This is a genomic window from Lacrimispora sp. YZC11 (assembly GCF_057543815.1).
This window is the reverse complement of the sequence record NZ_BAAJYQ010000005.1, coordinates 457,741-482,750: the sequence shown is the minus strand read 5'-3', so window position 1 is coordinate 482,750 and position 25,010 is coordinate 457,741. Positions and strand designations below refer to the sequence as shown.

17 protein-coding genes are annotated in these 25,010 nt (G+C 45.6%); 16 read left to right on the top strand and 1 reads right to left on the bottom strand.

Features of this window, described 5'->3' with window-relative positions:
* Nucleotides 1-13: 13 nt before the first annotated feature.
* The 6 genes from hypB (at nucleotide 14) to AC27IJ_RS05265 (ending at nucleotide 5,919) form a co-directional block, all read left to right on the top strand.
* A complete protein-coding gene (hypB, locus tag AC27IJ_RS05290) occupies nucleotides 14-667 on the top strand; it encodes a hydrogenase nickel incorporation protein HypB (RefSeq protein ID WP_487147825.1) in 654 nt (217 codons plus the stop codon).
* Nucleotides 640-3,003, top strand: a complete 2,364-nt coding sequence (gene hypF, locus AC27IJ_RS05285; RefSeq protein ID WP_487147823.1) for a carbamoyltransferase HypF — start codon at nucleotides 640-642, stop codon at nucleotides 3,001-3,003. Before hypB ends, hypF begins: the two co-directional genes overlap by 28 nt.
* Nucleotides 2,960-3,175, top strand: a complete 216-nt coding sequence (locus AC27IJ_RS05280; RefSeq protein WP_025233824.1) for a HypC/HybG/HupF family hydrogenase formation chaperone — start codon at nucleotides 2,960-2,962, stop codon at nucleotides 3,173-3,175. Before hypF ends, AC27IJ_RS05280 begins: the two co-directional genes overlap by 44 nt.
* 3 nt (nucleotides 3,176-3,178) lie before the next feature.
* A complete protein-coding gene (hypD, locus tag AC27IJ_RS05275) occupies nucleotides 3,179-4,216 on the top strand; it encodes a hydrogenase formation protein HypD (RefSeq protein ID WP_487147821.1) in 1,038 nt (345 codons plus the stop codon).
* Nucleotides 4,217-4,261: 45 nt separating this feature from the next.
* Nucleotides 4,262-5,239: a hydrogenase expression/formation protein HypE gene (gene hypE / locus AC27IJ_RS05270; RefSeq protein WP_312441688.1), complete on the top strand. Its 978-nt coding sequence runs from the start codon at nucleotides 4,262-4,264 to the stop codon at nucleotides 5,237-5,239.
* Between the two features lie 110 nt (nucleotides 5,240-5,349).
* Complete coding sequence (locus AC27IJ_RS05265) at nucleotides 5,350-5,919, top strand: N-acetylmuramoyl-L-alanine amidase family protein (RefSeq protein ID WP_312441690.1); 570 nt, start codon at nucleotides 5,350-5,352, stop codon at nucleotides 5,917-5,919.
* A 140-nt stretch (nucleotides 5,920-6,059) separates the two neighbouring features.
* Here AC27IJ_RS05265 and AC27IJ_RS05260 read toward each other — a convergent pair whose 3' ends face one another.
* On the bottom strand, nucleotides 6,060-7,022 hold the full coding sequence (locus tag AC27IJ_RS05260) for an aromatic acid exporter family protein (protein ID WP_487147818.1): 963 nt from the start codon (nucleotides 7,020-7,022) through the stop codon (nucleotides 6,060-6,062).
* A gap of 150 nt (nucleotides 7,023-7,172) precedes the next feature.
* Between AC27IJ_RS05260 and AC27IJ_RS05255 the strand changes: the two genes are divergently transcribed.
* The 10 genes from AC27IJ_RS05255 to AC27IJ_RS05210 all read left to right on the top strand — a co-directional run bounded on the left by AC27IJ_RS05255 (nucleotide 7,173) and on the right by AC27IJ_RS05210 (nucleotide 24,828).
* The gene (locus tag AC27IJ_RS05255; RefSeq protein ID WP_312441692.1) at nucleotides 7,173-7,700 is read left to right on the top strand and encodes a YehS family protein; all 528 of its coding nucleotides are present in this window, start codon (nucleotides 7,173-7,175) and stop codon (nucleotides 7,698-7,700) included.
* Between the two features lie 229 nt (nucleotides 7,701-7,929).
* Nucleotides 7,930-8,709, top strand: a complete 780-nt coding sequence (locus AC27IJ_RS05250; RefSeq protein WP_312501999.1) for a hypothetical protein — start codon at nucleotides 7,930-7,932, stop codon at nucleotides 8,707-8,709.
* A 158-nt stretch (nucleotides 8,710-8,867) separates the two neighbouring features.
* Entirely contained in the window at nucleotides 8,868-9,191 is a 324-nt protein-coding gene (locus AC27IJ_RS05245) for an RNHCP domain-containing protein (RefSeq protein WP_312441696.1), read from the top strand.
* Nucleotides 9,192-9,205: 14 nt separating this feature from the next.
* Nucleotides 9,206-9,892, top strand: coding sequence for an MgtC/SapB family protein (locus tag AC27IJ_RS05240; protein ID WP_312441697.1), 687 nt, complete (start codon nucleotides 9,206-9,208; stop codon nucleotides 9,890-9,892).
* A 93-nt stretch (nucleotides 9,893-9,985) separates the two neighbouring features.
* The gene (locus AC27IJ_RS05235) at nucleotides 9,986-10,699 is read left to right on the top strand and encodes a DUF554 domain-containing protein (RefSeq protein ID WP_331655633.1); all 714 of its coding nucleotides are present in this window, start codon (nucleotides 9,986-9,988) and stop codon (nucleotides 10,697-10,699) included.
* A 154-nt stretch (nucleotides 10,700-10,853) separates the two neighbouring features.
* The gene (locus AC27IJ_RS05230) at nucleotides 10,854-11,723 is read left to right on the top strand and encodes a shikimate dehydrogenase (protein ID WP_312441698.1); all 870 of its coding nucleotides are present in this window, start codon (nucleotides 10,854-10,856) and stop codon (nucleotides 11,721-11,723) included.
* 57 nt (nucleotides 11,724-11,780) lie between these two features.
* Complete coding sequence (locus AC27IJ_RS05225) at nucleotides 11,781-12,245, top strand: GNAT family N-acetyltransferase (RefSeq protein WP_312441699.1); 465 nt, start codon at nucleotides 11,781-11,783, stop codon at nucleotides 12,243-12,245.
* Between the two features lie 696 nt (nucleotides 12,246-12,941).
* Complete coding sequence (locus AC27IJ_RS05220) at nucleotides 12,942-17,657, top strand: Ig-like domain-containing protein (RefSeq protein WP_487147814.1); 4,716 nt, start codon at nucleotides 12,942-12,944, stop codon at nucleotides 17,655-17,657.
* A gap of 60 nt (nucleotides 17,658-17,717) precedes the next feature.
* Nucleotides 17,718-23,786 (top strand): polysaccharide lyase family 8 super-sandwich domain-containing protein, encoded by a 6,069-nt coding sequence (locus AC27IJ_RS05215; protein ID WP_487147812.1) that lies wholly within the window; start codon nucleotides 17,718-17,720, stop codon nucleotides 23,784-23,786.
* A gap of 16 nt (nucleotides 23,787-23,802) precedes the next feature.
* Nucleotides 23,803-24,828 carry a hypothetical protein gene (locus AC27IJ_RS05210; protein ID WP_487147810.1) on the top strand — a complete coding sequence of 342 codons (1,026 nt, stop codon included), beginning with the start codon at nucleotides 23,803-23,805 and terminating at the stop codon, nucleotides 24,826-24,828.
* Nucleotides 24,829-25,010: the final 182 nt, after the last annotated feature.

The following is a 25,010-nucleotide window of genomic DNA, read 5'->3' as shown; positions in this document are numbered from 1 at the left end:
TATGGAGGTAACGATGTCTGAGAATAAGGAAATAGAAATCATGCAGTCTGTCTACGACAGGAATGACCAGGTTGCAGCACAGATCAATGTGTCATTAACAAACAACGGCATTTATGCCATCAATGTCATGGGAGCGCCAGGAGCTGGAAAAACCACTTCCCTGATACAGATTATCAAACGTCTGACGGATGTGACCTCTTATGTGATCGAAGGGGATATTGAGGCGGATTACGACACGAAAACCCTCCAGTCCCTTGGGGTAAAGGCCATTCAGATCAATACGGGCGGAGCCTGCCATCTGGATTCTCCCTTAATCGGAGATGCGGTGGAAGAACTGAAAATCAGTGACGGGATTTTGTTTATTGAGAATATCGGCAATCTGGTATGCCCCGCCGAATTCATGATCGGTGAACATGTCAAGATGCTGGTTTCAACCGTAACAGAGGGCAGTGATAAGCCGTATAAATATCCTCTGGCATTTGAAAAAGCCGATTTGATTTTGTTGAATAAATGTGATCTTTTGCCATATATTGATTTTGATGAGGACTTTTTTATGAAAGGGGTCCGGGCTTTGAATCAAACGGCGCCGGTGATTAAGGTATCCGGAAAGACGGAAGAAGGTTACGAAAAGGTAGTAGAATGGATCATGGAAAAAGCAAGGTCATAACAGAAAAAATAAAGGTTTACGGCATTGTGCAAGGGGTTGGATTCCGGCCCCTTGTTTATCGTACAGCCAAACAATATGGGATAAAAGGAACGGTCCGCAATGTAGGCGGCTACGTTGAGATCGTGGCACAATCCGAAAAGGAGGTTCTTGGCCGGTTTTTCGCTGATCTTAAGGAAAATAAGAAGGGCGGCTATGAAATCATAAGGATGGAAGCCGAAGAACTTCCTTTCATGGAGCTTGAAGATTTTGTCATTGTAGAGAGCGGGTCCAGTGCGGAAATATTAGTGATTCCGCCTGATCTGCCGGTTTGTCCGGAATGCATGAGAGAGCTTTCTGATGCATCGGACAGAAGATATCAGAATCCCTTTACCAGCTGCATGTCCTGCGGCCCCAGATATACCATCATCGAAGATCTGCCTTATGACAGAAACCGGACTTCCATGGATGACTTTTCCATGTGCGGTGCCTGCCGGGAAGAATATACCTCCCCTGAAAGCAGGCGTTTCCACGCCCAGACCATATCATGCAATGACTGTGGCCCTTACCTGATCTATCAGGATAAGGAAGATGACCATGGCGGACTGCTGGAAAAAGAAGCGTTTGAAAAGACGATAGAAGTGCTGTCACAAGGAGGGATCGTTGCGGTTAAGGGAATTGGGGGCTATCATATGGTTTGTTCCCCTTTTCTCGAAGACACCGTAAAACGGCTTCGTAAATTAAAGGGCAGGGAGGAAAAGCCTTTTGCGGTCATGTTTCCGGTAATTTCTGAAATAAGAAAGTACTGTGTGGTCTCTCAAGAAGAAAAAACATTGCTGGAATCAAAGGCAAGACCAATCGTACTGCTTGCCATGAAACAGGATTCTATGGCGCCTTCTACGGGGAATGGAAGTATTTATTGCGGCTCTTTTCTGCCTTACACTCCCCTTCAGCATATGCTGACTGAAAAACTGGGGCCTCTTATCATGACAAGCGCCAATAGTTCCGGACAGCCTATTATCCGGGAGGATGGCCCCATGCTGGCCCTCTCATCACCTTATTTAAACGGGGTATTATATAATGAAAGAAGGATCGTCCGCTCTGTGGATGATTCTGTTGCAAAGATTATAGAGGGAAAGCTCCAGATGATCCGAAGGAGCAGGGGATATGTCCCTTATCCTGTTTTTCTTTCTAAAGAAGAGGGAAGAGGGGAAGACTGGACAAACACCGGGATCTTTGCGGCGGGCGGAGATTTAAAGGCCGCGTTCTGTCTCTGCCAAAAGGGAAGCGCAGTGGTATCCCAGTATTTCGGGGATTTAGAAGAAGACGCGGTTATGGAGGAGTATCAAAGATCCTATGCGGACCTGACCAGGCTGTTTCAATTGGTCCCAGGGCTGGCAGTCTGTGATCTTCATCCAAACTACCACTCGGCTCGTTTTGCAGAAGCCTTAGGATTCCCTGTCCTTAAGGTACAGCACCATCATGCTCATATTGCATCGGTCCTGGCCGAGCATGATTTAAAAGGGCCTGTAATCGGAGTTGCTTTTGACGGGACCGGCTATGGAACAGATGGGAACATATGGGGCGGAGAATTTCTGGTCTGTGAAGAACGTGATTTCATACGGGCAGCCCATGTAAGCATGTTTCCCATTCTGGGAGGAGACGGTTCTATGAGGGATGCCAGGAAAACGGCTGCCTGCTATTTGCTTCACGCAGGCCTTGAAGCTTATATCCGGGATGAAAGAATCGGTGTGATAAAGGCCGCGCTGGAGCATAATGTCAACACGGTCCTGACTTCCAGCATGGGGCGTTTATTTGATGCGGCCGCGTCTGTTTTAAATATCGGGCATGAGAACCGTTATGAAGGAGAATGTGCCATATTGCTGGAAAAAGAGGCAGTGCTTGCAGAAAGAAAGGCAGTAAAGCCGGCTGACATCTGTTTTGGCATAAATGAAAGGGAGGGTATCCTGGAATTAGATCCCCGGCCGGTCTTTAAGGCTCTTTGCAGCATGAGAAATAAGGAGGAGACAGGCTCCCTTGCACTCGGCTTTCATCTTGCCCTGGCACAAGCGGTCGCAGCAATCTGCGAAAGGCTGAGGAGCAAATACTCAAGCAATGCCGCAGCCTTAAGCGGCGGCGTATTTCAGAATGCCCTGCTGGCAGGACATACGGTCAGGCTTTTAAGGGAAAAAGGATTTAACGTCTATTTGAATCAGGCTGTTCCTCCAAACGATGGAGGCGTGAGCTTAGGCCAGGCTTACCTGGGAAATAAATATTTAAAATCCGGGATTATGGATTTGGAAAGGACAGGATGTCATGTGTGTTGCAGTACCGGGAAAAATAATTCAGATAAAAGGTGATTATGCAAAGGTCAACATTATGGACAATATCACCGATGCCAATATTAAGCTGGTGGATGCCAAAATCGGAGACTATGTTCTCATACATGCCGGTTGTGTCATTGATGTCTTAAAGGAAGACGTAGCTGAGGAAATCCTCACTATATTTTCCCAGCTTCAGGAGGAGCAGTAGAATATGATTGACCAGGTGATCAGTGAATTGAAAAATTATGACGGCAGGCCGGTAAAGATCATGGAGGTATGCGGGACCCATACGTCCAGCATCTTTAAAAACGGAATCCGCTCCATGATCTCTCCGAAGATCCAGCTGATTTCCGGGCCAGGCTGTCCGGTCTGCGTTACCTCTCCTGCTTATATCGATAAGCTGACGGAATACGCCCGAAAGGAGAACCATTGCGTGCTTACCTTTGGAGATATGATGAAGGTCAAAGGAAGCAGGATGACACTTACAGAGGCAAGGGCAGCAGGAGGAAAGGTAAAGATCCTGTATTCTCCCCTTATGGCAGTGGCAGAAGCGGAGCAAAACAGAGAGATCCAGTACATCTTTGCTGCAGTGGGGTTTGAAACCACGGCTCCTGTTTATGCCTTGCTTCTTGAGGAAATCCGGCAGAAAAAGCTTGAAAATCTAAAGCTCCTGACTTCCATAAAGACCATTATGCCGGCTCTTTCCTTTCTCTGTGAAAAAGAAAAGAGCATTGATGGGTTTCTAAGCCCAGGACATGTCAGCGTGATCACAGGAAGCGGAGCATACCGGGAGCTGGCAGCCAGGTACCGGAAGCCCTTTGTAATAGCAGGCTTTGAAGGGGAGCATATCCTGGCCGCCATATACGAGATCATGAACCAGCTAAAGAAGCAGCGCCATGAAGTGAAAAATATGTATGCCAGTGCTGTGACAGAGGAGGGAAACCAGAAGGCGGCCGCTCTTATTAAGGAGTATTTTGAAGCTGCGGATGGCTTCTGGCGGGGAATCGGAACCATAGAAAAATCCGCTTTAAGGCTTAAGGAAGAATACGGTGCCTATGATGCCGGAAGCGGGGAAGAAGAGCTTGAGGAGGATATGCCAAATGGCTGTAAGTGTACGGATGTAATACTTGGTCGGATCAATCCGACGGAATGCCCGCTGTTTAAGACAGTTTGTACCCCGCTTCACGCAATCGGTCCCTGTATGGTGTCCCCGGAAGGCTCCTGCGGCATCTGGTATCAGAATTCATGATCATTGAAAGAATTGTATAAGAGTATGACAAGAGGAGGCACAGCCATGAAAATCGATATGTCCTACGGCAGCGGAGGAAAACAGACCGGCAATCTCATCAGTGAGGTGTTTCTAAAACATTTTAATAATAAAACCATAAATAAACTGGAAGATTCTGCAGTATTGAATATAAAGGGGAAAATTGCCTATACCACGGATTCCTTTGTAGTCACTCCCCTGTTTTTCAGAGGCGGAAACATCGGGAAGCTTGCCGTATGCGGGACCGTGAACGACCTTTCCATGATGGGAGCTGTCCCTAAGTATCTGACCGCAGGTTTTATAATAGAAGAAGGTGCGGAGCTTGAGAGCATCGAGCAGATCGCCGCTTCCATGGCCATGGCGGCAAAAGAGGCGGTCGTAAGGATTGTTGCCGGTGATACAAAAGTAGTGGAAGGAAACGGCGGAATTTATATTAATACCTCTGGAATAGGAGAGATCCGGAAGGGAGGTGTTAGCATCTCAAACTGTAAGCCAAAGGATGCTATTATTCTTTCCGGTAATTTGGGAGAACATCATGCAGCCATTTTGTCTCACAGGATGGGGATCGAAAATCAGATCGCAAGTGATTGCGCGCCCCTAAACTCCATCGTAAAGAATCTTCTTGATGAAAATATCCGGGTCCATTGTATGAGAGATGTTACCAGAGGAGGGCTTGCTACGGTTCTTAATGAGGCGGCAGACCAGTCCTCCTGCAGGGTGGAGATCTGGGAGGAGGTTCTTCCGGTCAGCCCGCAGGTAAGAGGCTTCTGTGATATCCTGGGCCTTGACCCTCTTTATATGGCAAATGAAGGGAAAATGATAGCGGTCGTTCCTGAAAACCAGGCGCAAAGGGCGTTACAGGCAGTTCAGAAGAGCAAATACGGGAAAAATGCCAGAATTATCGGAACTGTTCTGGAGGGTAAGGGCGTGACAATGAAAACCAGACTGCATGGAAGCAGAACCATTGATGTCTTATATGGGGAGGGCCTGCCCAGGATTTGTTAGGGGAAATCCGTGTTTTTGTATGTAAAAATAGCCGAAAAGTTGAATAAAATGTGGCATTTGCAGGATTAGGTCATATATTTATTATAGTTAAGTAAGAAAGGAATGCTGATATGGCTATAAAAATATTTATTGATCAAGGACATAATCCCAGCGGATATTTTAACAGCGGGGCAGAGGCCAATGGTTTAAATGAGTCAGAGATCAACTATCAGGTTGGAATTTATCTGCAAAATCTTTTAAACAGTGACCCAAGGTTTGAGGCACGCGTATCCAGGCCGGAACCTAATACCGTATTAGGAACCAATAATACTACCAGTTTGGCACAGAGAGTTGCCTTGGCAAATGAATGGCCGGCCGATTATTTTATCAGCATACATTGTAATCTGAATCCGAACCCGGCAATTCATGGTACGGAGGTATATATTTATCAATTTTATACGCAGGCTCAGTGGCTGGCAGAGCAGATCATGGAAGGAATTAACCAGGTGGCAGGAACGTCAAACAACGGCATCAGGGAAAACCCATCCCTGTATGTATTAAGAAACGCAAATATGCCGGCCAACCTAGTTGAATTAGGCTACTTAAGCAACGTAGCGGATGCAGAAAAGCTGCGCGATGACCAGTATGGATTTGCATATGGCATTTTTTTAGGTCTTATGAGATATTTTGGTTTTGCATAATGATTTTTAGTCAAATACAATGATATGCTCCCTTTGTGGTAAATAAGATGAAGAATCCGTCTATTTGCTGCAAGGAGGGCATTTTTTGTGGGAATCCGGAAGATATTGTGCAGAACAGAAATACATCAAATGGGCGGTTCTTATCTGCGGTGAGCCAGAATGAATTCCCTTTTTATGATCAGCAGTTTTTTTGTCTGCTTTAAAATATAAAAAAGAATTGCCCTGGCTTCAAATTCCTCCCGGTTAGAGGGAAGCTCATGGCTTTTTAGATCCTGAAATAAAAGGTCCAAATCCTTTAAAAGACCTTCTGCCGTATTTTCTCTGTGATATCCCTGTTCAATTCCTTCCAGAAGCAGTGCCACCTGTTTTGCCTGTCTGGGCAGGCAGGTGATGCTTTTGATGTTTTCGTAGATTTCCTGAAGCACCATGCTTTGCTGCTGGCGCATTTGGATATAATCCATTTCATAAGAGTCATTTTTCCAAAGGGCATTGTTGTAATTATTAAGGGCACATGTTCTTGCCAGGTCCAGGCTTTCCTTAAGCGCTATAAGACAATCCGGGCTATATTCGCTTTTATCCTCCTCCATCAGCCAGAGGGACATGCGGCTTAAGATTCCCTTTATCTGTAAATCTACATCATCTGCCAGTTTTTGAAATACTTTTTCCTTCTTCCGAAGATGCATATTGACCAGAACCCCAACGGTAGTGCCGATCAGGAACAGGGCGATCTCATTTCCTATGAGAGGTGCCGACATAGACCGCTCGGACAGGAAATGAGTGATCAATACGGAATCCATGGCAATTGCTTCTCCCCAGTCCGCATAAAGGCAAAGCAAGGCGAATAACAGGAGGTACCAGGCAAATGCAAAAAGAGTAAAGCCCAAAAGACGGAAGGAAGCGGCTGCCAGTATTAACGCGCATACAAAGGCCAGCGTCCGGTTTCTGGCGCTTTTTATGGTTTCTCTCTTGGTATTCTGGATGCTTAGAACCGTGATGATGCCGGCCGTAGCAGAATACTTTAAACCGAGCTCAGCGGCAATGGTAATTGCCAGCACTGCGGCGGCGGCAATTTTAATGCTTTTAATTATCTTTTCTTTATCCATGTGCGTTACCTCTTGAAAAGCAGTTTGTGTTATCAGTATACCATATTTTTAAAAACATCCCATCAGAAAGATTGCTATTTCCTTCACAAATTAGTATAATTTCTATATTGCTGTTTTTATGTAAAAATGTATTTCCTAAGGAGGAATCGTGTGGATAACAACGATATATTAATAAGATTGCGGTATGCAATGGATATTAAGGATTCTGATATGATTGAAATATTCAAACTGGGCGGAATCACGATTACGAAGGAAGGGGTCCGAAGGCTTCTGGCAAAGCCTCAAACCGATTTAAGTGCTTCCGGAGATCAAAAGGCCGTTGCTGATAAAAACAGGGACATCTGCAATGATTTTACGCTGGAGTCCTTTTTAAACGGTTACATTATTTTTAAACGGGGAAAGCAGGAATCAAAGCCGGGAGAGCCGGAAAAACCGCTGTTCATGGTGAAGGATCACCGATCCGTCAATAATGTCCTGCTTAAGAAAGTTAAAATTGCACTGTCTCTCACCGGTGATGACATGCTTGCTATTTTTAATTCTGTAGGAATTAATCTGTCCAACGGTGAATTAAGTGCGCTCTTGCGAAGGGAAGGGCAGCGCAATTATAAGGAGTGCCAGGACCGGTATATCAGAAATTTCTTAAAGGGCCTGGCAATCAAATACAGATCAGACCAATGATAAAAGCAAGGACAGCCGTCTGAAGATGCTGAGGAGGGGTCTTGCTTATTATTATTTTTTGTGATATAATGTAATCAGACGTTAAATCCTGGTGTATTTGGAGGTTTGATGTTTCATGAACAATCTTATAATTGACATGTAAAGAACCGTCTTTTTAAGAAGGGCTTTTAGTATTGTGCCAATGGCATGGATATGAAAAGCCCTTCTTTTTTTTGAAAGGAGGAATATTATGCAGTTGGAAGGAATGGAAGTCAGCCATATGAAGTTCGGAGAGGGGAAGGTCATGGAGCTGCGGGAACAATACATCACCATACTGTTCCATCAGGGTGAAAAAAAGTTTTTATATCCCAATTCCTTTAAGAAATTTCTGACCCTTAAGGATAAGAAAGTGCAAACAGAAATGAACAATATGCTAAAGCATATCATGGAGGAAGAAGAAATCAGGCGGGCGGAGGAGCTCAGTGAACAGGAACGCCTGGAGGAAATACAAAATTTGAAGATTCGTCCCGATTCCCAGGCGGCCTTTGGATTTGTGGAGAATAACAAGGAAAATGTCTTTTCTACCTGGACAGTCTATGCAGGCTCCTATCAAAGCGGAGGATCCAAAGGAAAGCCCAAACTTCCGGTCAGGCTTAAAATGAATTCCGCCTGTCTCCTTACGGAATGCCCCAAGGGGGTTGCAGAAAAGAGGAGGCGAATCATAGGGGCTTTTATGCTGCAGGACAATTTTGAAAGCTCTGCCTGCAGAGATGGCATAATTCAAAGCCACGAAAAGTACAGGATTCAACTGAACGACAAAGAAACTCTGTTTTACTGGGATTATTTTTCCGATGGAGCGGAGATTTCAAAATGGGGAAATGTGGAGCTTAAATATTTTTCCCATATAATCATGCAAAAGATTCTTTATGATATGCAAAAAGGGCTCCTTGATGAGGAGCGTCGGAAAGACGCAGAGGAATTTTACCAGTACTTCTGCCTGATAAACAAGCTAAAGCCTTTGGACCAGTAGAGAAATGGGGAAAGAAGAGGAGTGATGCGTATGGAATATGAGCGGAACAGAAGAAAAGAATATGAGAAACGGAGGCTGCATAGATTTTAATATGCGGCTCATTGTGTTAGGCTCATGAGATATCGCCTCCGTTTTTCAGAAAACGGAGGCGATTTTTCATGCAAAAAAGAATACTGAACACACCGTTTGTTTGTCAAAACTGTAAAAGAACGGTACTGCCCATATCAAACGGCAGCTACAGAAACCATTGCCCCTTTTGCCTGTTTTCTCTCCATGTGGATGGCGAAGTCCCGGGTGACAGAAAAAACAGATGCAAGGGACTTATGGAGCCAACAGGGATCCGATATCATACGAAAAAGGGATTTCAACTGATCCACCGGTGTACCAGGTGCGGGACATACAGGCACAATGTCATTTGTGAAGGTAATTGCCAGCCAGATAATAGAGAATTGATTCGGGAACTTATGTATATGATTACATAGAGCGGGAGAGGTGATTGATTCATTATATGTTATCACAGGTAAATACAGCTTCCATTGCATTCCGGCTTATTCTGTCCATTATTTTATGCGGGGCGATCGGAATGGAAAGGGGTTTGAGAAACCGACCGGCAGGTTTTATGACTTATCTCCTGGTGGGGTGCGGCTCAGCCCTTATTATGATTACCAATCAATATATAGCAACAATCTATACCAATGTGGATCCTACCCGAATGGCATCCCAGGTGGTAAGCGGGATTGGCTTTTTAGGAGCCGGAACGATTATCACCACCTCTAAAAACGAGATCAGGGGCCTTACGACTGCGGCGGGCCTCTGGGCGGCTGCAGCCGTTGGGCTGGCGGTCGGAATCGGTTTTTACGGCGGAGCCATTTTAGGAAGTATTTTTATTATTTTTTCCCTGATGTATTTAAAGAAGATTGACCTTTACATAAAAACCCATGCAAAAACCATGGAAATATATCTGGAATATAACGAAGAATTTTCCATGCAGAATTTATCCTTATATACGGAGCAGTCTCATTACGAAATTTTTGATATGGAAGCCGGCAAAATAAAGACTTTAAACGGGGAATTTGGCACCCTGACCTTTGATGTCAATTTCCATCATAAGGTAAACCATCTAAAGATTATAGAAGAAATCAGGCAGTTACCCGGTATTCTTTATGTAAGAGAGGTGGCATAAACCGGCAAAGAATCGTAGAACTGGTCTAATACAATGTCTTGCAAAATGGAAGGAATCTGTTATACTGTTTTTCATAGGAAAAACATGAAAACTATGGAAGACTTGTTGTTACAGGGAGGAAGAACGACCGTGATAGGGACCATTGTGAATACAGCTGCGATTCTGACCGGCAGTTTAATAGGAACTTGTGTGAAAAAGGGAATCGAAGAGAAATATCAGGATGCATTATATAATGCCATGGGACTTTCCGCCTGTGGACTTGGCATCAATGCAGTCGTACAGAATATGCCAAAAAGCAGCTTTCCTGTGCTGTTTATCATCAGCCTTGCAGCAGGCAGCCTCCTTGGCGCCAGGTTAAATCTGGTGGATAGGTTTGATAAGGTTGTAGCCCGCTTTTCTAAAGGAGATCTGGGCCAGGGGCTGTCTACGGCCATATTGCTGTTTTGCATCGGAACGCTTTCGATTCTGGGTCCCATGGAAAGCGCTCTTTATGGAAATAATACCTATCTGTTTACAAATGCAACCCTGGACTTTGTTACATCCATGGTCCTGGCATCCACCTATGGGATCGGGATTGCATTGTCCGCAGTGATTCTGTTTTTGTGGCAGGGAAGCATTTATCTTTTTTCCGGCTGCTTATCTGTTTTTTTAACTTCCGAATTATTAACCGAGATTTCACTTGTAGGCGGTTTTTTAATCTTTAGTTCCGGCCTTTCCATATTAAAAATCAAGGACTGTAAGGCGTTAAATATGCTTCCTTCTTTATTGGTGCCTGTCTTATGGTTTTTAATAAAAGCCATTCTCTGATCGGAAGGGGCTCTAAGTCTGACGAGAGGAAATTGTTGACAAGCCGGTGAAAGAAGTGTATCTTATCGTTAATACAGGCATACCTTTACACCCGGTAAAGCGGGTGGATCCTGCCCGGAAAAGATGGGCAATAGAGTAAGAAGGAGAAAAAACGATGGAAAAAAGAATTTCGGGAAAAACAGGTTTATTGGGTTTGATTGGCTCGCCGGTGGGACATTCCGGTTCACCGGCTATGTATAATTACTGCTTTGAGAAGCTGGGGCTGGATTACGCATATCTTGCCTTTGATATCAAGGTGGATGAGGTAGAAAAGGCGATTGATGCCATAAAAACATTCCGCATGAGGGGCTGCAACGTGACCATGCCCTGTAAAAATGAAGCCGTGAAATACATGGATGAGCTGTCGCCCGCCGCCCGGATCATAGGCGCGGTCAATACCATTGTAAATGAAGATGGAAGGCTGATCGGACATATTACGGATGGCCAGGGCTTTGTAGATAATCTCCGCGACCACGGAGTTGAAATCAAACATAAGAAGATCATTGTCTGCGGCGGAGGCGGAGCAGCTGCCGCAATCCAGGTTCAGTGTGCGCTGGAGGGAGCCAGGGAAATTTCCGTCTTTAACATAAAGGATGCATTCTTTGAAAGAACTCTTCAGACCGCAGAAAAGATCAGGCAGGAAAAGCCGGAATGCGTTGTAAATGTATTTGACATTGCGGATATTGAAAAGATGAGGGAAGAGATTGCTTCCAGTGATATTCTGGCTAATGCCACCATACTTGGGATGAAGCCAATGGATAATGAGAGCGTTGTAAAGGATGTTGCCATGTTCCGCCCTGGCTTAGTCGTGGTTGATGCGGTTTACAATCCAAAGGAAACGAAGATGTTAAGAGAGGCAAAGGCTGCCGGATGCACATGCATTGACGGGCAGGGAATGCTTGTATGGCAGGGGGCTGAGGCCTTTAAGCTTTATACAGGGCAGGAAATGCCTGTAGAGGAAGTGAAGGAACTGTTTTTCAGTTAATGGGTTCATTCCATGAGAGGCGAGGCTTATGGATTTGGATGAGAAAGTGATGACCGTATGAAAAGGATCGTTGTTGCTACAAAAAGACTTTGTATAATGCCTCAAAGCATGGAAGAACTCACCATACTGTATGAAAAAGAGTTGGACTTGGACATGAAAAAGGCGTACAGGGATATGATGGAAACCATGAGGTTGCTTCCTGGCAAGGAAGAATGGGGATCGAATTGGAAAATCAATTTGGCTTCCGGATTGACCATAGGCGGAATTGGCTTCAAAGGAGCGCCTGATGCAGAAGGAACCATTGAAATCGGATATGGGATAGATGAGGAATACCGTGGGAACGGCTACGCAACGGAAGCTGTAAATGGTTTGATGAAATGGGCATTGGAGCAAAAGGGTGTCCGTTGCATCACCGCACAGACAGAGCCGGGCAATGACATATCCCAAAAGGTGCTGCTGAATAATGGTTTTGTCCGTGACGGATACGGAGAGGAAGGGCCCCTTTATAAAATTACATTATAAATTGTACATTACGTCAGCTTCCAACTTAGCGATCCAGTTATGCATATCGCTCAAATGACAGTAAATTAGAACGTAGTATCAAGAAAGGTTCAAAGGACCGGCAGCGGTTCTTTGGGCCTTTTTGGCTGGCATGGATGATATCCAATAGAGAAGGCACCGGCACCGGCTATGGGAACAGATGGCTGTCTTATTTTTTTGTGAGGGGGTATTGCTTATCATTTTTCTGTGCTATAATATAATTGGACATTAATTCCAGGAATTGCAGGGAATCTGACGTTCCTTTTAAACTTATTCAACAGGGATCCGACGCCATTGGAAAAGGGGATTTCCGATCCTTTGAGAAGGGAATTGCATGAAAACGGCGGGTTTAATAAGAGGCAGGTACGAATGATAAAAACGAAGTTGTAAAATACGGGAGCTTATTTTCAAAGGACATTTGAAGATAGCGCTTTTTTTGTTTAAAGGAAATGTGAGAAAATGATTAAAATGTAAGAATCGTAAAATTCTATAATAAAAGAATTAGGTAAAAATGAAGATATTGCTAGAAACCTTAAGATGATTTATTTTTACGCCGATCCATAAATGCTATACTTTTTATATAAACAAACGCCTTTGTTCCGCTGGTTCCGGGAAATCGCCGCTATTTCCAGAATGAACGGATAAGGGGGTAATAAAAAGTAAGGGGGATCTTTTCTTATGCTTAAAAGCAGCAGGCTTTTCAAAAGAAAAGCGGCTGGCATGATGGCAGCAGTGATGATGATCGGTATCTTGCCTGTAAACATGATCGGATTTGCTGATGTCCTGGAAATGCCGCCGGACAGCTATGATAACATGGATGTACATACGGCGACAAGGTCCAATGCCAGCTTGGCCACTGAATCCAATGCACAGAAAGCACAGGAGCTGCAAGAGGAGGGGACTGTGTATTATGTGGATGCCAAAAACGGCAATGACAGTGGGGACGGAAAAACAGAAGAGACTGCGTGGAAGACCTTTGACAGGGTCAATTCCAAAACCTTTCTGCCCGGAGACAAGATACTGCTGAAAGCGGACGGAATCTGGAACCAGGCGCTGAATCCCAAAGGAAGCGGCCGTGAGGGCGCGCCCATCACCATTGATACATATGGAGAAGGCAGCCGCCCTGTGATTAACGGCAATGGCACCTCTGGCCCTTCCATCACCGGCGCGTTGACGATCTATAACGAAGAATACTGGGAAATTTACAATCTGGAAGTGACGAATCTGGAAAATACGGATAAGATGGGAGAAGCCATGGACAGCGGTACCAGTGAACGTGCCGGGATCCTGATCTATTCTTCCAATCAGAAAAAGATATACAAACACATTACCGTAAAGAATTGTTATGTACACGATGTCAACTCCAACTTTAAAGGCGGAAAAACTTCCGGCGGCATCATCGTTATGGGTCATTATCTGGACAAAGACGGAAACCGGGTCACCATTGATGACAGCGGCAATTTAACTGCCAAAGCCATGGGGCGGGCCGCCTTTGAGGACGTGCTTATTGAAGGGAATTATGTAAAGAACGTGGCGATTGAAGGAATCCGGAATAAATGCAATACGGATATATCCGGTTCTGGCTGGGGGAAAAACGAATTCCTTAAAAACTATTCCAATGTGACCATCCGCAATAATTATCTGGAAAATGTTGTGGGTGACGGCATCGTTTTGACGGAAACAAAAGGCGGACTGATCGAGGGAAATATGGTGAATTCTTCCTGCGGTTTTGACCGGGGCGCAGTAAACTATGCCCAGTGCTGGACCATGTTTACTGATGATGTTACCGTACAGTACAATGAAGTTTACGGCAACCGGTACGGGTACGATGACGGCGAGGCCTTTGACTCCGATATGATGAATGTGGACAATATTTTCCAATACAATTTAAGTCATGACTGCGGCGGCGGTGCCATGCTGTTTATGTCGAGCCAGAAAAATACCATATTCCGTTATAATATAAGCATTAATGACGGTACAGGCACTTATCCCGGTGAAAGCAGGATGCAGCAGCAGACCTTCCATTATGACAGTACAACTTCTGCGGGACCCGGCGTAGGCAAAATTTATAACAATACCATCGTTGTCTTTGGAGAAGATAAAAAAACCTCACTGTTTGGCGGAATGAGTAAAAGAACTTGTTTTGTAGATTTCAAAAATAATATCGTTCTGGCCAAAGACGGAGCAACCATTGACTTTGCAGTTTTAGCGCAGGGATCCACCATTCATGACGACAGCGTGATAGAAAACAACTGTTTTTATCCGGATACCATTGCAAACACCAGTGCTGGTTCTGTTTTGAATAAGGAGAGCCTGGAGGCCAAAGGAAATATATTTAAGGATCCCATGCTGATCGATTATAAGGCGGGAAAGGATTATTCCAAATATAAATATCCTTTGGAGGAGCTGGAAGATCTTATGGATTCCGATTTTACAAAAGACAGGATAAAGAAGCTGGCAGAACCATATCAGCTGACGGATGGATCCTCTTGTATCCGTGCCGGTCAGAGGATCGAAGGCATGCCTATCGAAGATATTATGGGCAATACCATTGCCGGACGTGTGGACATAGGCGCTTTGGAATATTCCAGTGAGGATGAGATGGCAGAGGAAGTGGAGGAAGTTCATATTGTAACGACTCCCGGTGTTGTGCCGAAACTGCCGGCAACCTTAAAAATCATTCTGGAAGGGGAATCCTATCATTATCCGGTTAAGTGGGATGAGCTGACAAAGGAAGACTGCATGCAGGCGGGAGTAATCGAACTTGCCGGAATCCTGCCAGGATTGTCCAATCAGGTTGTGGCTGCTATCATTGTGGCAGACGCACCGGAAAGCTTTGCGCCGGTTGAAGCATCGACTTTTGCAGGAATCTACCCGGTTCTCCCCGATAAAGTTACAGCAGAATTTACAGGCGGTATGACCCTGGAGCTTGGGGTGATATGGGAAACGCTTACTCTGGAACAGTATTCCCATGAAGGGGACATTACGGTAGAAGGGACCGTTTCGGGTCTGAAGGAAAGATGCATGGCAAAGGTAACGGTCATCGGTGAGCTGGGGGATGGAACAAGTGTAAAGGAAAAGGTAACATCAAAGGATGCCTATACCCAGCAAAGCGATGGAAACAAGGCTTACGGAAGCTCCGATCCCAATGTCATTAAGGTCAAAACGGCCAATAATTCGCCTTCCTACACAAGAAATGGGCTGATCGGTTTTGATTTAAGTGATGAAGAGCAGATGTTAAAATCCGCCTCCAGTATTACCATAAAACTGCAGATGACAAGACCGGTTTCGGAGGCAGATTATAAAACCATTAACAATCATTTTTATCTCAAGGTTTATGAAGTGGCCGACAACTGGGCGGAAGGAACGGTGACATGGAACTCCTCTCCGGCTGTTTCCGATGATAAGCTGGTGATCCGTGATAAAAAAATAGTTTACACCAATATCCGGGATGCCCATGAAAATATTGTGGAACTGGATGTGACCGATTGGGTAAAGAATGCTTATGCAAAAAAAGGGCAGACAAAGTTTTCCTTCCTTATGACGACCGATTATTTCGGCGAGTATGCAAACGGTGACAACGGAGGCATTGATTTCGCTTCCAAAGAAGCAAACGGAAAAATGGCTCCTGCCATGATCTTAAGCAATGTATACGAAACGGAGTTGGAGGCTGCTTCTGTTTCAACACCGGCAGGAAAGATGCCGGCTCTGCCGGAGACGGTATCAGTCAGTTACTCCAACGGGGAACAAAAGAACGTGACCGTGGAATGGAACAGCATTGACTCTGCAATTTACCAGAGCGAGGGGAACTTTGTGGTGTATGGGAAGGCAAATGGGGTGAGGCTTCCCATCAGGTGTACCGTATATGTCATGGAATCGCTGCATAAAATCGTCTCGATAAAGGATATTCCCCCCATCATACAGTTGGTTGGAACAACCTGGGAGGAACTGGGACTTCCAAAGACAGCAGCAGCACTGCTGGATAATGGGAAGGAAGCGGAGGTGCCCATTGAATACTGGTTCCCGGATAATGCCTATGATCCGGAAAAAGTATTTTCCTATACCTGCATCGGATATCTGGATCTTAACGGCCATGAGACAATTGAAAACCCGGGTCAGAAGTTTGCTGCGGTAACGGTAAGCATTATTGAACCGGAAGACAAGAATGCCCTCCTTGTTCTCTATACAGAAGCAGCCGATTTAATTAATAAAGGTGTATTGGACCGGCTGACCGATGGGGCCAAAAATCGTTTTATGAAGGCATTTAACCAGGCTGCCTCCGTACTGATCAATACAAAGGCAACCGAATCAGAAGTACATAACGCTTATGTTCATTTGATGGAAGCCATCTGGAGTCTGGATTCAGAAGAAAATTTAAAGCCTGATACTTCCGCTCTTCGGGATCTGGTGCTCATAGGGGAATCCAGGAATAAAAAGGATTATACAGAAGAGTCCTATGAAGTATTAAAGGATGCTCTTTCAGAAGCCAAGTCTGTTCTAAAGGATAAGACTCTTACAAAGGGTGATCAGGACCGGGTGGACCAGGCATTCGACTATTTAAAAGAAGCCATTGACGGTCTTGAGTTTAGTGGAAACCCGGGAACGGAAAATAAGATTGTCACAGGAATAAAAATTATCGCACTGCCGGGTCAAACAGAATACAAATTAGGGGAACGAGTCAGCCATTCCGGCTTAAAGGTGGCTGCTGAGTACAGTGACGGCTCATTTAAGATCATAAACGGCTATGAAATATCGGATGTGAGCACTTCTGTACCGGGCGTAAAGGATGTGATCATCACCTATCGGGTAGCGGTCAATAACGCCGTTAAGGTGTTCACGGACGTCTTCCAGATCACGGTTATAAAGGAGACTTCTCAGGGAAGCGGTTCCGGAAGTTCGGGAGGAGGCACGTCCTCTCAAAGGACAGGGTCCGGTATGAACGGACAATGGCAGAAAGTGAGTGGAACGGCGTGGAAATTTTTAAAGGCTGATAAAACCTATGCGGCCAACGAATGGGCAAAGATAAGCGGGAAATGGTACCGGTTCAATGAAAACGGCATGATGCAGACCGGATGGATCGTGGATCAGGGCACATGGTATAGGCTTAACCCGGATGGTTCCATGGAGTCGGGCTGGGTAAAAGAAGAATCAGACGGGTACTGGTATTTCCTTGATGAATCCGGCGCCATGAGAACCGGCTGGGTCCTTATTAATGGAATCTGGTATTACTTTAACCCTGTTACCCAGGGGAATACCGGCTGGCAGAAAACAGAAGACGGGGAATGGGGACATCAGACTGGAGAAAGCGGCAGCAGGCCAATGGGAGCCCTTTGCACCGATATCATAACTTCAGACGGGTATCGGGTAGATGAAAACGGAGCCTGGATCCGGTGATCAATTTAACCTGAAAGAGGGATTTCCCTCTTTCAGGGACCATTTGGGGGAAACGGTCTTATGAAGGTAAAATGGAAAAAGATATGCGGGGCGGCGCTGATTTGTACTATGGTCATGGGAAACCTTACTTATGCAGCTCCTTTACCCGGTAATCCTGCGTCTGATATGGATCAAAACGATCTGGAAACGATTTTAAATGACGGACTGGTCATGCATTCTTCTTTTGACGAAAGCAGTATATCCGGGAACAAGGTAAAGGACCAGACCGGAAGAGGAAATGATGGAACAATTTACGGCCAGCCGGTTTTTGTAAAGGGGATTCGCGGCAATGGTATTTCAATAAATAACGGAAGCAAAGCCGGGCAGCCCAACACCAAAGCCGATCAGTATATTACCTATGGCCAAACCGCTGATTTAAAATTTGGAACCGAAGATTTTTCTCTGTCCTTCTGGATGAAAACAGAAAATCATGGGCAGAATAACGGAACCATTCTTTCCAATAAGAATTATTTAAGCGGCAGCAATATTGGTTGGGCCTTTGGCAATTTTAATAATGCCAGCGACGTGGATATGAGAATGAATTTTTCCGGAACAGGAAACAGCCGGGTGGAATTAAAAGGAATACCTGCCAACGATGACAAATGGCATCATGTGGCTGGCAGCTTTGACAGGGATGGCGATATGACGGTTTATCTGGATGGAGAGAAGTATTCGTCTGCTTCTATGGCAGGACACAAAGGAAAATCTGTTGATACGGGACTGGACTTTATATTGGGCGGCGATGGCAGAGTGTGCTATGGCATGAGCGGCTGCACCATTGATGAACTCCGGGTGTATAAGAAGGCAATCAATGCCTCTGCCGTAAAAACAATTTATGAAACGGAAGGAGTAATGGCAACAGTGGAACAGATGGAAAAGCAACTGGCATCCATTAAGCCGGGATCTCAGTATCCTCTGGATCGGATCCGTGCTATGGAGCTGGAAATTGAAAATGTAAAAAACGGGCTGGAGGGCATGACAGCCGCCGCAGCCATAGCAGCCGTCAGAAGCCTTAAGGAAAAGTACAATGAATTTTTGGAAGGGAGCGAACCGCTTTGCAGCTTTCAGGTGGTATCCGATGTCCATATTAAGTCCGACAACCTGACGGATACCAATGCGATGAATTTTATAGCGGGTTTAAAGGATATGAAAACCATTTCCCCGGATTCTTTAGGGGTGCTGAATTTAGGGGATTTTACACAGAACGGCACAGAAGTCCAGTATAACGGGATCTATAACATCATGGACCAGTACTCTCCGGTTTCTGATGATAAGGTTATCATGACCCTTGGAAATCACGATGTCAGGGGATACAATTCCGCTGACTGGAACAAGGATGAAACTGTTATCAGTGCATACTGGCCTGCGGCTAAAGCACTTTATCTGAAAAAGAACAAAAGATACATGCCAAACAACGGTGAAGCTCTCTATTTTGACCGGTGGATGGGAGGCTATCATTTTATCGTGATCAATACGGAAAACGGCCTAAAGGATGCCATGTACCTTTCCCAGGAACAATTAAACTGGCTGGAAGAAACTATGGCTGAAAATGCCAGCCCGGATAAGCCTATCTTTGTTATGGGGCACAATGCATTAAAGGATACCCACTGGAGAAGCAACATCCTGCTGGATTTCGGGAACCAGGATTCCAGAGTAAAGGAGATATTTTCTAAATATCCTCAGGTGATTTACATGTCCGGCCACATTCACAACGGATTTGGGGTGGCGGAAGCCATTGACAGGGAATACGGCACCTTAATTGACGTCCCATCCTATAATGAATCTGAAAACGGAGGAAAGGAAGCCGGAATAGGCTACCATGTAAAGATTTATGAGGACAGTGTGATATTTAAGGCAAGAAACTTTAAGACCTCTGCCTGGCTGCCGGAGTTCGATATTACAGTGGATATTCCTGGCCTTCCTGCTGTGTATAAAAAGGCAAAAAGCTTAAATCCCGGTGATTATACTCCCGAGTCCTATGGAAAAGTACTGGACCTTATGGAAGAAGGGAAAGGAATTTTTCAAAAGGTATACGATCAGAGTAAATTGACCTACGAAAATGTGGGCCCACCTGAGGTCAGCCTGTTTACCAGAGAGGTGAGAGACAGGATCAATGAGCTGGGGGCAAGGCTTTCTGCAGCCATGGAAGAGCTTGAATCCACGGAAAAAGTTACTGTTCCCATTGCGGATGTTTACCTTCAGGGAGGGAGCGATGCTGGTAGGACCAGCAGCCAGTACAGCAATTACGATGCTTCCAAGCTAAGAGTAAAATTTTCCGATGGCCAGCAGAATTATACCAGAAGAACGGTTATGACCTTTGATTTATCGGGAGTGGAAAGAACAACCAGGGAGGCTGATCTTGTACTTGAGCTGACCGGAGGCATCAGCAATACCAATCCTGCAAAGGATTTTGTTTCTGCAGAGATATATGAAGTGAAAAGCGACTGGAATTCCGGTGTGTTGACCTGGAATACAAAGCCGGAACGATTAAGAGATAAGGCGGACGGAATGATTTCAAAGGACAATATATCCGGTGGGATCGTAACCGCAGATGTCAGCAAAAGCGTGAGAAATGCTCTGAATGAAGGGAAAACGGCTATTTCCTTTGAGATCGGCTGTCCTGTGGCGGCCAATGACAACATGATTGATTTTTATTCCACAAGAGCAGAAGGGAAGGAAGGGCCAAGGCTGATCACGCGCACAGCCGAGACAGAAAAACCGGTTGATCCCCAGTTTCAGAAATTAAGGGATAAATGGCTTGGCACGCTGTCTGGCGGCACGCTGGACACTGGAAATGAGGCGGTCCGTACCTACATTAAGGGAATGGATGAAAAAGCCGGAGAATATTGGAACGCTATGATAAAAGGAGACGACGGATCCAGAACCAATCTCTGGAACGATCTGGATATGAGCTACATAAAAGGTACAGGTGCAGAGGCCAAGGTCCATTCCGGCAATGTGGCTGAGACCTTCTACCGGTTAAAAGATATGGCAATTGCATGGGCAACTAAGGGATGCCAGATGTACCAGGACGAGGAAGTGAAGAATGAGCTGATCCTGGCCCTGGAATTTATGAATGAACATCACTATAACAGCAGTGATGATAAAACCCCGGTGTTCGGAAACTGGTGGCACTGGGAAATCGGAGGACCCATTGCATTTCTGGATACCGCTTTGATTCTTTATGAGGACTTAACTCCGGAACAAATTGGCCGTTATGCAGCAGCGGTCAGCCGGTTCACCAACGTATGCGACCAACCCTCCGGTTATCCTGGTTCTCCGGCCATGACTGGGGCAAATTTAATCGACAAAGGCATGGTAGTGGTCCAAACCGGTCTTTTGACTGACAACAGGGAGAAACTGAATCATGTGAAGAAGGCATATAAAACCGTGTTTGAATATGTGACCACAGGAGATGGATTCTATGAGGACGGATCCTTTATCCAGCACCAGGCTCTTTCCTATATGGGCGGATACGGTTCCCAGCTGTATGAGAAGCTGAGCATTCTGTTTTCCGTATTTTCCGGCACTGATTTTGAACTGACCTACCAGGATCACGCGGAGCAGTTGATCTTTGATATGGTATTTAAAGGGATTGAGCCATTTATCTATAATGGCCTGTGCATGGATATGGTATCGGGAAGAGATGTTACAAGAAAAACCTCAAACGACAAGGCAAGGGGTGCGGGAATCATGGATGCCATGATGCTCATAGGTGATGCCATGCCGGCAGAGCAGCAGGACCGATTCAACAGCATGATGAAATACTTCATTGGAATGGATGAGGATTATTATTACAGCCACAGCACCCATATCGCTTCCCTGATGAAGGCAAATCAGATCATGAACGACGGTTCCATTGAACCCAGAAGCGAATATGTGCTTCACAAGCTGTTTGCAGGCATGGATAAGCTGGTACATATTATGCCGGAATTCGGCTTCGCCCTATCCATGCATTCCAGCCGTACCTATGGGCATGAATTGATCAATGATGAGGGCAAGCGCACCTGGAATATCTCTGATGGCATGACCTACCTTTACAACAATGACAGGGACCAGTACGGGGATGGCTATTGGGCTACTGTAGATCCAAAGCGTCTGGCAGGAACCACCACGGAATATGTAACCCGTCCCAACGGGGCCGGTGACCGCACGAAGAATATTTACAGCTGGGTGGGCGGTTCCAGCCTTGGAAATTACGGCGGTGCGGGAATGCATTACAGAACCCTGGGCAACAGCGGCAGCACCAGGTCAGGTACGGACGCCAAAAAGTCCTGGTTCATGTTTGATGACGAAATCGCAGCAGTGGGAAGCGGGATCACCTCCTCCACAGGCAATTACGTGGAGACCATCATTGACAACCGCAGGCTAAATAAGGATGGAAGCAATGAAGTGCTGATCAATGGGGAAGCAAAGGATATCAGGGACGATGGTGAGGAACACGCATCAAAAGGAACAAAAATAACCGATGCTTCCTGGATCCATCTGGAGGGAAATACGGCTGGCTCTGATATCGGATATTATTTTCCGGAAAAAGTGGATGTCATGGCCCTGAAGGAAAAGAGGACCGGCAATTGGAATACTCAGGGAACCACCGAAGGAGAGGAAACAAACCTCTTTGCTACGTTTTGGTTTGAGCATGGGAAAAAGCCGGCTAATGCGGATTATTCCTACGTGATACTTCCTGGAAAAACTGCGGAAGAAACGGCACAGTACAGCGAAACACCGGACATTGAAGTCATAGAGTGCAGCGAAGACGCTCATGGGGTAAGAGAAAAGAACTTAGGAATTACGGCAGTGAATTTCTGGAACAACAAGGTAACGACTGTGGCGGGAATCACATCTAATAAAGCCGCATCAATAACAATGCAGATCAATGGGGACGAAGCAACCATAGGAGTGTCGGATCCGACTCAGGAGAACAACGGAACCATTGAGCTTTCACTCCCATATACAGGCGGAGATATGATAGAATCTGACGCCAATGTAGAGGTGCTTCAAAAAACTCCGTTTATCAAACTGGCTGTAAGGACGGCAGGGCTGGCAGGCCAGACCAGCAAGATCACGCTTAAGGTGCTGGAGCCTGAAAAATGTGAAATCATTGGCTTTTCCGAAGAGTTTAACCAGATCAAGACAGACCCCGGAACAAAGTTCACGGATCTGCAGCTTCCGAAGACAGTGGATGTCTATGACAACGCCGGTGGCACCCACACGCTGGATATTCTATGGGAGAGAGGGGATTATCAGAAAGACGTGTTAGGGACCTATGATTTAACCGGGCAGCTGGTATTGCCTGAGGGACTGTACAATACGGCAGGATTTGCCGCTTTCATCCAGGTCCAGGTTGGCGACGGATATACTCCAGTTATGGATAATGTTTACGTGCAGGGAGGATCGGACAGTGACAAGAATTTCGGCGGTTCTGCTTACCTGATTGTAAAATATGATGCGGGAGCGCAGAATTACACCAGAAAGTCCCTTATGAAGTTCAGCCTGGAACTGGTGCCGGAATCCGCTCAGGCAGTTTATCTGGCCTTTGAGCTGACAGGTACGCCAAGTGCGGATTTTACCAGTGCGGATATTTATCAGGTGGAGAATGATTGGGAAGGAGCAGCGGTAACCTTCAACAGTTTCCCAGCCCGCATTGGCATAAATCCGGTATCTTCCTTTACAAAAGCCATGACATCGGGGAATCTGATACAAAAGTTGGATGTGACGGAAGCTGTTAACAGGGCCAAAATAAATGGGGAGACTGAAATCTCCTTTGAGATCAGCATACCAACGAAAGCCACAAATAACTATGTGGGCATCCATTCCTCCAGAACGGTTGCAGAGGGCGCTGTGAAGCCGTCGCTTGTGTGGGAATCCGATTATGAAGCGGAAAAGGTAATAAAAAAGAATTTGAGTTTTGTTATTGATCTGGCTTCCAATATTAATGCAGAAGATTACAGCAATGTGGATGAGAAAGTTCTGGCCCGGCTGGTTGAAGATGCAAAACGCGTTCTACAGGATCCGGATGCGGAAATGGAAGAAATTCATGAAATGGAGAGACGTCTGACTCAGGAACTGGTAAAATATAGAAGAATGTAAGGAGCAGGAGGAGACAATGAAACAGAAAGCGCGCAGATGGAACGTGGTAATGGGAACGGTTGTAATCTTAGCTTTATTCGTGGCAGGGGTCTGGTGGTTGAAAAGTCCTTCCCATGGAGTGTTTAAAATTGGAAATTACACCATTACTCAGGACCATCTGGCGCTTTATGAAAGCGACTGCCGGGCCGAAGTTTCGTCCTATTTTTACAATAAGTATCAGCTGGACCCAAATGAAGACGGATTCTGGGAGAATAAAATCCAGGGAGAGATCCCAAGGGAGGTATTAGAACAAAAGGCCATGGACCGTCTTGCCTGGGATACGGTGGAACGGATAAAGGCTTCCCAATATGGGATCCCTGCGGATATCACTTTAAAAGACATAAAAAGATCCCTGGAGGAAGAGAACAAAAAACGGCAGTCCTCCCTAAGCGTTTCTTACGGTCCCGGCCAGTATGGACTGATGGAATATATTTCCAGGACACAGATGGAAGTGAGAGATGAACTGAAGGGAAAACTCATGGAGGAAAAGCTGAAGCCATCCGAGGAAGAGCTTAAAGAGCTCTATGCCAGTGCAGATCCCTCCCTGTTTGATAAGGGGTGTAAAGCCAGGATCGGAATCTATATGTATTACGGCATGAAGGCAGGGGAGTATCCGGAGGAACTGAAAAAGGTCTGGGACCTTGTGGAAAAAGGACTTACTGAAGGTATGGAGCCTGCGGATATTGTTACTGGGATCCATGAAGGGTCACAGGTTAAAATCGAATACGAGGAAGCGGAATATGATACGGCTGATTTTCTCAGAGATAACCAGGAAATGACCTGGCTGGCAGAGCAGACCCGTTTTATGGAACCGGGGCAAAGCAGCGGAGTATTGGACTATGGAGCCTCCCAGGGAATCTTAAAGGTACTGGAAAAGCAAGACTATGGAAGAGCAGCTTATGAGGAATCTGTGACGCTTTTAAGGAATCTTTGGCTGGAAGGAGCCTACCAGGAATACATAAAACAGTGCATGGAAGAGTATGGCTATTCCCTGAAACGATGAAAAAAATTATGCTGTTATAAACGTCAATGAGCGGAACAAAAGAGCGGAATGACCGAGAGAGATACATATTTTTTGATAAACGCCAGTTTATTACGATACGGGGTAATAAAACCGGAATACCAGAAGAGAAAATACCTCAGCCCAAAAATCATTGGGAAAAGCAAAAGGGGAACCGAAGCGGG

Coding starts and splice junctions, on each gene's coding strand:
- hypB (WP_487147825.1), top strand. CDS start 14: ATGTCTGAGAATAAGGAAATAGAAATCATGCAGTCTGTCTACGACAGG.
- hypF (WP_487147823.1), top strand. CDS start 640: ATGGATCATGGAAAAAGCAAGGTCATAACAGAAAAAATAAAGGTTTAC.
- AC27IJ_RS05280 (WP_025233824.1), top strand. CDS start 2,960: ATGTGTGTTGCAGTACCGGGAAAAATAATTCAGATAAAAGGTGATTAT.
- hypD (WP_487147821.1), top strand. CDS start 3,179: ATGATTGACCAGGTGATCAGTGAATTGAAAAATTATGACGGCAGGCCG.
- hypE (WP_312441688.1), top strand. CDS start 4,262: ATGAAAATCGATATGTCCTACGGCAGCGGAGGAAAACAGACCGGCAAT.
- AC27IJ_RS05265 (WP_312441690.1), top strand. CDS start 5,350: ATGGCTATAAAAATATTTATTGATCAAGGACATAATCCCAGCGGATAT.
- AC27IJ_RS05260 (WP_487147818.1), bottom strand. CDS start 7,022: ATGGATAAAGAAAAGATAATTAAAAGCATTAAAATTGCCGCCGCCGCA.
- AC27IJ_RS05250 (WP_312501999.1), top strand. CDS start 7,930: ATGCAGTTGGAAGGAATGGAAGTCAGCCATATGAAGTTCGGAGAGGGG.
- AC27IJ_RS05245 (WP_312441696.1), top strand. CDS start 8,868: ATGCAAAAAAGAATACTGAACACACCGTTTGTTTGTCAAAACTGTAAA.
- AC27IJ_RS05235 (WP_331655633.1), top strand. CDS start 9,986: ATGGAAGACTTGTTGTTACAGGGAGGAAGAACGACCGTGATAGGGACC.
- AC27IJ_RS05230 (WP_312441698.1), top strand. CDS start 10,854: ATGGAAAAAAGAATTTCGGGAAAAACAGGTTTATTGGGTTTGATTGGC.
- AC27IJ_RS05225 (WP_312441699.1), top strand. CDS start 11,781: ATGAAAAGGATCGTTGTTGCTACAAAAAGACTTTGTATAATGCCTCAA.
- AC27IJ_RS05220 (WP_487147814.1), top strand. CDS start 12,942: ATGCTTAAAAGCAGCAGGCTTTTCAAAAGAAAAGCGGCTGGCATGATG.
- AC27IJ_RS05215 (WP_487147812.1), top strand. CDS start 17,718: ATGAAGGTAAAATGGAAAAAGATATGCGGGGCGGCGCTGATTTGTACT.
- AC27IJ_RS05210 (WP_487147810.1), top strand. CDS start 23,803: ATGAAACAGAAAGCGCGCAGATGGAACGTGGTAATGGGAACGGTTGTA.